Annotated in this window: 7 protein-coding genes; 5 read left to right on the forward strand and 2 right to left on the reverse strand. The window is 45.2% G+C overall.

The window, feature by feature from the left end:
* The first annotated feature begins 184 nt into the window (after positions 1–184).
* Together KDK18_RS01995 and KDK18_RS02000 are read left to right on the forward strand one after the other, a co-directional pair.
* Positions 185–700, forward strand: coding sequence for a DUF3015 domain-containing protein (locus tag KDK18_RS01995; RefSeq protein ID WP_257252819.1), 516 nt, complete (start codon positions 185–187; stop codon positions 698–700).
* A 67-nt stretch (positions 701–767) separates the two neighbouring features.
* The gene (locus KDK18_RS02000) at positions 768–2,657 is read left to right on the forward strand and encodes a DUF4105 domain-containing protein (protein ID WP_257252822.1); all 1,890 of its coding nucleotides are present in this window, start codon (positions 768–770) and stop codon (positions 2,655–2,657) included.
* A gap of 359 nt (positions 2,658–3,016) precedes the next feature.
* Here the strand turns inward: KDK18_RS02000 and KDK18_RS02005 are convergent, their stop codons facing one another.
* Positions 3,017–3,559: a FlgO family outer membrane protein gene (locus tag KDK18_RS02005; protein WP_257252825.1), complete on the reverse strand. Its 543-nt coding sequence runs from the start codon at positions 3,557–3,559 to the stop codon at positions 3,017–3,019.
* Position 3,560: 1 nt separating this feature from the next.
* A complete protein-coding gene (locus KDK18_RS02010) occupies positions 3,561–4,199 on the reverse strand; it encodes a hypothetical protein (RefSeq protein WP_257252827.1) in 639 nt (212 codons plus the stop codon).
* 308 nt (positions 4,200–4,507) lie between these two features.
* Between KDK18_RS02010 and KDK18_RS02015 the strand changes: the two genes are divergently transcribed.
* The 3 genes from KDK18_RS02015 to KDK18_RS02025 all read left to right on the forward strand — a co-directional run.
* Entirely contained in the window at positions 4,508–5,155 is a 648-nt protein-coding gene (locus KDK18_RS02015) for a TIGR02281 family clan AA aspartic protease (RefSeq protein ID WP_257252829.1), read from the forward strand.
* 61 nt (positions 5,156–5,216) lie between these two features.
* Complete coding sequence (gene ribA / locus KDK18_RS02020; protein WP_257252830.1) at positions 5,217–5,810, forward strand: GTP cyclohydrolase II; 594 nt, start codon at positions 5,217–5,219, stop codon at positions 5,808–5,810.
* 57 nt (positions 5,811–5,867) lie between these two features.
* A partial coding sequence (locus KDK18_RS02025) for a MerR family transcriptional regulator (protein WP_257252832.1) occupies positions 5,868–6,413 on the forward strand: 546 nt, incomplete at its 3' end.

The raw sequence follows: 6,413 nt of genomic DNA on the forward strand, positions 1-6,413 counted from the left end.
CAATATTCGTTCATACACGTATATACTTCAGGCTCATTTCATATTGGAAGAGACTAATTCTTCAAAATACGTTCATATACGTATATAATGTCGGCCAAAGGTATAGTGAAAAGTGGTTCTAAGGACGACCAGACTGGCTTTTGTTATCAATAAAATAAATACAAAATTAAGGGAGTATATTCCTTTGCGTTCCAGTAAAGTTTTGGCGGTTTGTGCATTTGCCGCAGTGATTTCTACATCCGCAACTTCTGTTTTAGCTAAAGACAAGACACCAGGAAGTGGTCCAAATCCATTCTCTGATTGTGGTATTGGTGCTGCATTGTTTCCAACAGTAAAGTGGGCGGCAGTATCAAGTAATATAATTTGGGATATTGGTACAACAGCAGTGACCTCTGCAACTGCCAGCCCTGAAACCTGTAATGGCAAAAATGTTGCAGTAGCTCAGTTTATCATCGACAACTATGACAATTTGGCTGAGGAGACAGCTGAAGGTCAAGGCGAGCACTTGAATGCTATGTTGGAAATTCGAGGCTGCTCAGTAGCTGCACGTCAGGCCATTACTGGTGCTATTCGTCAGGAAATGACTTCTTTTGTTGCTCTGCCTTCCTATTCCTCTGCTGATGACGCGAAAAAGTCTGCTTATTACTACCAGGCGGTGATGTCTGGGGTTGCCCGTAATTCAGCCAGTTGCGCAGCCTGACGCAGTTTCAGGGTCAGCTGCCTGTGCTGACCCTTTCGTTCTTACATGGTTGATGCAGAGTAGTACCTTGATCAATAGATTTTTTAGTTATTTTCTTCTAATGGCCGTTTGGACTTTCAATAGCGTTCAGGCAGATGATGTTGAATATTTGATTGACCATGCAAACAATTTAAAACTTTCCCAAATGCGCACCTGGCATCGCTTAATCGCATATGAGAAAGGATTGCTCCCGGGTTCACGGCTGCAAAGCGCTGTTCTGAATGAAGATTACTTTTTGTCCCCTTCTGGAAAATATGATCCTGAGTCAGAGCTCAGGGAGACAGTATTAGCGATGGTAAAACCTGAAATAGAAGGTTTTGATCATGCTCAGTGTCGATTTCCGGCAAGATATCTTTTTCTCAAAAGTCATTTGGGTGAGCGTTTTACTGATTTTCCTGAAATTAATTGCCTTGAATATAAAGCTTGGCGAGAAGAAGATAGTGTTGAGTCTCTTAGTGTGATATTTGCATCGGGTTATTTGGGTAATCCAGCATCATATTATGGGCATACTTTTCTGAAAGCAAATGGTTCAGGTGGCTCAAGGCTTCTGGATAGCAGCATAAATTTTGGTGCTGATTTCTCTCGAGAAGATGGACCTGTTAAATATATACTCAGTGGCTTGTTTGGTTGGTATGAGGGGTCGTTCACAGATAGTGAATACTATCTGCACAACCAGAATTATCGTGAATTAGAGTTGCGTAATCTCTGGGAATATCAGTTGAATCTGGAGCCTGAAGAGCTGGATATGGTTTTGGCTCATATTTGGGAGCTTAAGGGTCGTTCGTTTACTTACTACTTTGCAAATAAAAACTGTTCTTATCGATTAGGCGAATTGCTCGAAGTAGTTGAAGACTTTACAGTGAATCCAGATAATGCCTTCTGGATAATGCCTCAATCTCAGGTTCAGCAACTTTCACAAATGCCCCCATCTGGACGACAGCAGATCAGTGATATTCGTTTCTGGCCATCGCGTCAGGAGCGTTTGAGTGGCCGATATTTCAAACTTAATGATGCTGCAAAGGTTGTTGTTAATGAGAGTGTTGATCAAAGACAACTCAAGCGAAGTGGTGGATATCTTGAGTTATCACTGGACGATAAATATCAGGCTTTGGACACCCTTTTAGATTATTACCGTTTCCTGGCCCTTGAAGAGGGTGAAGAGGCAGTGGCTGAGCCATATCGCGAAATTCTGTCAGAGAGATATCAACTTCCGCCTGTTCGCAGTCAATCTGTTTCCTGGCCTGAAGAATCTCCTGATGAAGGAAGAAGGCCAAGTCTTATACAGGTTGGAATATTGAGTAATAAAGAGCTTGGCAGTGGCTATTCTTTGACTCTGCGGCCTGCTTATTATGATGCTCTGGATTCGGCGGCTCAGCATGTTCCCTATGCTGGACTTAGCATGCTGAAGACGCAATTAGCGAGTTTTAATGGGGAGCTTAAGCTGCGCTCGCTGGATCTGGTGAGTATTGAAAACGTAAGGCCAGAAGCGACCGGTTTGCACGGAGATAAGCCTGTGGCATGGAGATTAAGGGGCGGTTGGCAGCCAGCTACGCAAGAATGCTGGAGCGACTGCCTCCAGTTTAAGCTTGAAGCAGACAAAGGTTATGTCTGGTCGCCATTATCAGGACTTGCGCTTTCAGGTTATTTAGGGGGGGCAATTCAGGATAATATACAGCGACAGGGAAATGTAGAGTTCAGAGGGACTGTTTCGATGGTTTATGAGTTTCCTTACGGGCTCCGCGGGTTGGCTGAATATCGACGTAGCTATCTGCCTGATGCAAACGGAGTCAGTAAGGAGAAAGAACAGTATCTATTACAAGCTCGTATGGCTTTGGCAAGAAACTGGGACCTTAGATTGGGTTATGAGAAAAGTAAAGTTGGGCAATGGTCCTTGAATCTTGGATACTATTTCTACTGAATTAATTGGCTCACAAATAATGTCTTTGATTAAGTTAAAGTAGTGCATTCATATCCAAGTGGTAGCCTTGTTTAAGGAATGCAGGTTCTGCCACTTGTTTCCCCCGATGATCAATCTCATTACAGTCCGGCTGTCCATTTCCTGAAAGAGTGTTAACACCAAGGGCTAACTACCAAGTGACTTTGACGTTTTTAATCGCCCGGGGAAATTGACTCCATTGCCTTGCTCGCAAAGGCGTCAATCCACAATAAAAATATGATCTCCGCTTATGCGGAGATGATGGTTTAAGAACACTTCTGAACTTGTGTACTTTCGCGATAGATTCCTGAAAATGGAAAAAGACCACAACCTGAAGCTGATTAATAAGACTTTTTAGTCATCATCCGAATGTCAGAATCTATGGGTAACTGAAAGTCCACAGTGGACAGTACAATATTATCCACTGTATCTATCAGACGAGCGTTGATGTAAACGGTCTGACTGCCAAGCGCATAGGTTCCAGTTAAAATTGCATCTGCGTTGTAATCTTTGCTGATAGCGGCAAGTTGGCGAGATAAAGTAAATTCGCCCCCTCGTTCATTACTGATAAAAACACTGTTTCGCATTTTGATTTCAATCAGTTCGTAACCCCGGTCAGAAAGTCTTGATGAAAGTTGCTCAGATAAAATTCTTCCCAGTGTTGAGGTAGCACTCAAACTATCGATATCGGCCAGACTGGTTGACAAAATGGTGGAACCTTCCGGTAATAAGTCACTGGCTTTGGAGTGTAAAGTTGCAGCCGCAATGTTACTGATTCCAACCAGATCTATGCGCGGTGGCTCTTCGTAAACGGGTTGGCTTTCACAAGCTGCCAAGAAGACAGAAACCAGTAGGATAGACAATCGGATAAATATGGCTTTCATCTCACAAACCTCCCGGAACTTCTTTATCTGTCAAACTAACAGAACCTGGTGTTTTGAACTGCTTAATAGATTGATCCGTTATGTAGTAAATATGGGTTTCTGAAAACTGGATACTATTGCCTTCCATAACTCTTGTTGTCACAGCAATTTCAGTGTTTGTCCGACTGGGTTCACTGCTCATATATTCAGCCGCTACGACCGCAGGGATCACCCCGTAACCTTTGGTTTTAACGATAAACCAGGCACTTGCAAGTCCGATAGACATTGGGAATCCGGTGCCTTTGTCCCTGTCATTGGGATGACGAACAACATCGACATCAATTTCCAGCTCTGAAAAAGTGGGTGAAGAGGAAAGATTGACATCCACATCTTTTTTGACCAGCTCACTGACCAGTTGCTTTGAAAATACTTTTGAAAAATCAGTGTTATAACGACTTTCATCAATGTAAAGAGACTTACCGAGCAAATCCCCATCCTGTGTCAACTGGTCTGAAAGGTGATCCGCGATCACTCCCCAATGTTGAGCAGACTGGAGTTTTGCCTGAGAGGTTTGAATGACATTGTTGGCTTGAGGGAGTGGACTACAGGCCGTTATGCCCAGCAGTGAAAACAATAGCGGTAGATAATAGTACTTTCTCATGTCTCTTTAGATTCTTCTTTATTAGGCGACATATGGGCGACTAACTCTACCTGATCTGAACTCCTGTGTCTCTTGGTTTGTACGAATAAATACTTATGCGGCCTGAGATTTCTTTTTCGTTTTTTGGTGCTTATACGACAATGGAAATTATAGGTGTATCAGGTCTCATACCAGCGACTTGACCCCAATGTCTGACGTGCTCAAGATAGAGCCTAAACGGAATTGGGCTAGAACCCACCATGAGCGATCAAAATAATCTTTTATCGCCTTTGGTGGTGAAAGATTATTTAAGGTAATAAAAAAATAGAATGAAATCCGTCTTTGCTTGTTGGTTCTTTACCAGCCTCTTGTTGTTTTTTTCTTCGCTTTCCCATGCTGTCGATGTCAGGGTGGTAGCCCTGTTTCCAGACAAAGCTCTGGTATTCATTGATGGTGAACGTCAATTTCTTAAGGTCGGTCAAGAACCGGTGAAAGGCGTCAGACTGATTGATGCCAGCAGTCGAAAAGCCCGGGTTGAAATCAATGGCGTGGCGAAAGATTATTTTCTCAGTCGTGATATGGGGGATGGTATTCAATCGCCAGAGCTTTTGATATTTCGAATCAACAGAAACAATGATGGGCAGTACCTTGCCCAAAGTGTTATTAACAATAACCCGGTCCAGGTGTTGGTCGATACCGGAGCAAATGTTGTGGCTATCAATAGTGCCACGGCTGAACGGCTTGGCATCCGCTACAAAAGTGGCAGTCCGGTTCGTGTTGAAACTGCCAGTGGTGTGGTCAGAGGTTTTCGGGTGATGCTGAATTTCGTGGCAATCGGTGGCATACGGGTTGCTAATGTTGAAGCCACCGTCATTGAAGGCAGCAGGCCTGAAAACGTGCTACTGGGCATGAGCTATCTCAAGCATATCCGATTCAGTGAAGAAGGTGGGGTCATGACATTGCAGGCTCCTTATTAGCTCGCCTGTAACATCTTGTACTGTTACAATTCCACCCCACGACTGTCTTGAGGAGTAGTGAGTGTCTGTTCGTTACGTTGCAGAGTCTCGCTTGCCCACCCCTTTCGGTGAGTTCATCATGCATGGATTTGAAGAGAGTGGCACCGGCAAGGAGCATCTGGCTCTCACCATGGGGGATGTGAGCGAGGGTGGTCCCGTTCTGGCGCGGGTCCATTCAGAGTGTCTGACCGGAGATGCTCTTTTCAGCATGCGCTGTGATTGCGGTCCCCAGCTTGAGGCGGCCATGCGCAAGATTGCCGAAGCGGGTCGCGGGGTGATTCTTTATCTGCGTCAGGAAGGCCGTGGAATAGGTTTGATGAACAAAGTCCGGGCTTACCAGCTTCAGGATACAGGTCTGGATACTGTAGAAGCCAATGAAGAACTGGGTTTCGCCGCTGACTTGCGCAAGTACGATATGTGCAAGACCATGCTGGATCACCTGGGGGTTACACAACTAGTACTGATGACCAACAACCCAAAGAAGGTGGAAGCCCTGGCCCGTCAGGGGGTTGATGTTGTTCATCGTCAGCCCCATCAGACCGGGCAGAATCCCCACAATGAGAAGTACCTGACCACCAAGGTCTGGAAGCTCGGGCATTTGTACGATACCGCGTAATACTTGAGCCGGAGCCAGGTGCGACCTGTTACTGGCTCTTCATGTATTTTGCTTGAAATGAGTTCATCTCCTTCCCTGATAATCCCTTTATCCTATTTTGTGCAGCTTGGCGCGCGCGATTTCCTGAAGGAAACCAGAGCGGGTTCGGTATGCCGGATCAGCTTCCACCAACCTGTCGATCTTCCGCAACATTATGAGCGTGAAGGTCTGCTAATGCCCCACACTCGATCAGAGAATGGCTATCGATGGTATGGGCAGAATGAAATCAAACGTCTTGAAGCGATCATGGCTTACCGTGCTTTCGGCACACCGGTCAGCAATATTGTGCGACTTCTCGACGGTGAAGACGATAGGGAGCAAGAACGCATTTTGCGTGGCCAGCTGCTGGCTCTTGAGCATGAGATTCAGAAGTTGCGCCAGCAGCAAAAAGCCACTGTATTGCTGCTTAAACAACCTTTATTACTGGAGCAAAATATGGTCAACAAAGATCGTTGGGTAGAAATTATGAAAGCGGCCGGGTTCAGCGAGGAGGAAATGAAAAGCTGGCATCAGCAGTTTGAAAAAATGGAGCCGCAGGCGCATCAGGAATTTCTGGAGTCACTG

It is taken from the genome of Endozoicomonas sp. SESOKO3 (genome assembly GCF_024606255.1).